We start from the raw sequence: 3,341 nt of genomic DNA on the forward strand, positions 1-3,341 counted from the left end.
GATTGCTCTCCATAATGTCTATGGATTTGGTGACACAATTTCGTATACGCTACCTGATGAGGTGGAAGATGTCCGCCAGGAAAAACCTCGCCGAATGCATAAGCAAGGACGAGATATTCAGACTCTACGAGATGCTGAAGGTCATCGCCGACGTAAATCGGTTGCGGATTTTGTGCCTCTTGTTCAAGGGCGAGAAATGCGTCTGCGACATAGAGGAGCAGCTGGAGATCTCCCAACCCCTGGCTTCCCATCACCTTGCGGTATTGCGCGAGGCCGGTTTGGTGGAAGTGCGGAGGGAGGGGACATGGTGCTATTACTCATTGGTTAAGGATGCGATCGAGAAATTAAACAAGTTATTTACGGAGATACTGGGAGTGCAGAGAATACCTGCCGGTTACCCGGAGAGGGCTGAGTGCGAGAAAGTCCTTTAATCGGCTTCTAAGAGTATCTTTCATGTCGCGTGGTTGGGAACTAGTGAGGGCGATGCAGGCACGAAAGGAAGGGAAATGAAGGATGCGCAGGAGCTGCAGGATCAACCGAGGGTAGCGCGCAGGCTGGGTTTCTTCGAGAAATATCTCACCCTCTGGGTGCTGGTGTGCATCGGCATCGGCATCTTGCTGGGCAAGGCCTTTCCCGGCATGGGTGAGGCCCTGGACAGGATATCCGTGGCCCAGGTGTCCATCCCCATCGCCATCTGCCTCTTCTTCATGATGTATCCCATCATGGTGAAGATCGATTTCGCCGAGGTAATCAAGGCGGGAAAGACCCCCAAGCCAGTCCTCCTCACCCTCTTCGTGAACTGGTGCATCAAACCCTTCACCATGGTGGCCATTGCCACCTTCTTCCTGGGCTTCGTGTTCAAGAGGTGGATTCCCGGGGCGGACCTGGGCACCCACTACGTTCCCAGCACCGGAGGCATCATGGCGGACGGAGTCCTGCGCCCGGAGCTCTTCCGCTCCTACATCTCGGGGTGCATCCTCTTGGGCATTGCCCCCTGCACGGCCATGGTGCTGGTATGGTCCTACCTGGCCAAGGGGAACGACGGTCACACCCTGGTCATGGTGGCCATCAACTCCCTGACCATGCTGGTGCTCTACGCACCCCTGGGCGGATGGCTGCTGGGCGTAAACAGCATGCCCGTCCCCTGGCTGACCATCGTGCTTTCGGTGGCCATTTACGTGGCCCTGCCCCTGGTGGCGGGCTATTATTCCAGGAAATGGATATTGAAGCGCAAGGGCATGGAGTGGTTCCAGGAGAGGTTCATCCATTACCTGACCCCCATCACCATCATCGCCCTGCTGGTCACCCTGATCATCCTCTTCAGCCTCAAGGGACAACTGATCATCGACCAGCCCATGTCCATCGTCTACATCGCCATACCCCTGTTCATCCAGACCAACCTCATCTTCTGGATCGGGTACGGACTGGCGAAGCTGATCAAGCTGAACTACCGGGACGCGGCTCCCTCGGCCATGATCGGGGCCTCCAACCACTTCGAGGTGGCCATCGCCACCGCCACTGTCCTCTACGGCATCGCCTCCGGCGCCGCCCTGGCCACCGTGGTGGGAGTGCTCATCGAGGTGCCGGTGATGCTCTTCCTGGTGAAGATATGCCTCCGGACCCAGCATTGGTTCCGGGCGGAGGAGGTACCGGCGGCGGTGGTCGCCGACGGAGGCTCCGATGCCGGGAATGAGACATGAACCCGTACTCCCGGGCTGCAACCTTTCTCATTGATGTGCGGGCGCATGGAGCCCGGGGAGGCGGGTTCAGCCGCCGGCGGCCGAAGGAGCCGGCCTTTTCGCCGTGCCGGGCGGTGGAAACGATAGGATAACGGAGCAGCAATCACCATCGGGGTCCGAACCGCACCAAGGAGGGAAGGAGGGACAAAAGGGGGGCAGTCGGCGTGAAGGGAGTAAACCGAAGGATAGAGTTCTTCATCCCTGCCCCGGCATGCAGCTGTTCCGGTCCGGTCTCTCTACGGGACGCGGAGAAGCTCTCCCGGCTGGAGGTGCTGATGTCCGAGGTGGAAGAGCGGTTCCCCTCGGTGGAAATGGTCCGCTACTCCATGGACGACGACCATGCTTATACCGAGGGCTTGGGGAAGCTGGCCGGCTATCTTCGAGAGGCCGGGGAGGAGGACTTCGCTTCCCGGGTGGCCTTTTCCCTCCGTTTCGTGCTCCCGGCCGTAGCCGTGGACGGCAAACTGGTGGCCTACGGAAGGGTTCCCGACCTGGAGGAAGTGGAATACACCCTCCGGACGGGTGAGGTGAGGCGGGAAGAGTAGGCCGTGGCCGCGAAGGGCGAAACGGTTCTCGTCTTTCCCTCCACCCACCACATGCTTCGCGCCGAAGCGCTGCTCAAGGAGGTCGGGTTCCGCCTTCGGCTGGTGCCCGCCCCTCCACAGGCCGGGGAACTGTGCACCACGGCCATCGCTATCCCCGCCGAGAAGGTAGACGAGGCGGCGAGCCTCCTGGAGGGACGGGGAGTGCTGCTCAAGGCGGTGCTCTACCCGGCGGAGACGGCTTACCCCGCCACTGGCCACTTCCCCGCGGAGTCGTACGCTGAACTGGCAGCGGTGCCGGGACTGGGCAGGGTGATGGAGAGGTTGGCCGCGGGTGAGACCTTGGAACGTGGTGACATCCTATCCCTCCTAGCGCTGGAGGGCGAGGAGGAGCGCCTCTGCCGCACCGCGGAAGCCCTGACCGCCGCCCTCGGGGGCCGGGAGATGGTCCCCGCCGTGGTCCTGGACCTTTCCGGTCAAGGGCGGGAAGCCAGGGGTCCGGTTGAGTGGGAAGGGTGGGTCGGCAGCCAGGAGGTGGAGCGGCTGCGGGAGCTCGCCGCGGAGATGGCCTCCCTGGGCCTGGTGTACCTCGTCCTCTCCCTGGGGAAGAGGGAGGAACTTCCCTGGAGCGCGGAGGAGTTCCACGAGGCGCTTGGAGAAGGACCGGTCACCGTGGTCCACGCCCACCGCCTGCCCCGTCGCTCCGGGGCGCTGGTGAGGGGTTACGGGGTGCGCCAGGTTTTGCTGGAGCGCGAGGGCCTTTTCCGAATGGGCCCGGTGGAACTGGCCGACGAGATACTTTTCCTGCGCGACAACCGTCCGGGACCGGTGGGGAGCGGGAACCTTCTCCCTCTTCTCACTCGGCGCACGGACCTCGGAGAGGAGGAAGAGAGTGAGCTCCGCAGGGTCTTGGCCGTGCTCCGCCTGGTGCTGGGGGAGGCTTTCCTCCCCCTCCCCGAAGTGCTGTGGAGGCGAGGACGCCTCTGCGGCGGGAATTTCCTTATCCTCATCTTCTACAGTTGACCCTCGACTTTGACCCAATTCGTGCGCAAAACCCCAG

4 protein-coding genes are annotated in these 3,341 nt (G+C 62.1%); all 4 read left to right on the top strand.

What is annotated here, in order from left to right; all coding sequences use genetic code 11:
- Positions 1–431: metalloregulator ArsR/SmtB family transcription factor (locus QME84_12670; GenBank protein MDI6875116.1), on the top strand; the 431-nt coding region annotated here is incomplete at its 5' end.
- A 75-nt stretch (positions 432–506) separates the two neighbouring features.
- Positions 507–1,700, top strand: coding sequence for an ACR3 family arsenite efflux transporter (gene arsB, locus QME84_12675; GenBank protein MDI6875117.1), 1,194 nt, complete (start codon positions 507–509; stop codon positions 1,698–1,700).
- Between the two features lie 203 nt (positions 1,701–1,903).
- Entirely contained in the window at positions 1,904–2,284 is a 381-nt protein-coding gene (locus QME84_12680; GenBank protein ID MDI6875118.1) for a hypothetical protein, read from the top strand.
- A 3-nt stretch (positions 2,285–2,287) separates the two neighbouring features.
- Positions 2,288–3,304 carry a DUF3343 domain-containing protein gene (locus QME84_12685; protein MDI6875119.1) on the top strand — a complete coding sequence of 339 codons (1,017 nt, stop codon included), beginning with the start codon at positions 2,288–2,290 and terminating at the stop codon, positions 3,302–3,304.
- The last annotated feature ends 37 nt before the right edge of the window (positions 3,305–3,341 follow it).

It is taken from the genome of Actinomycetota bacterium, assembly GCA_030019255.1.
Taxonomy (GTDB): Bacteria; Actinomycetota; Geothermincolia; order Geothermincolales; family RBG-13-55-18; genus Solincola_A.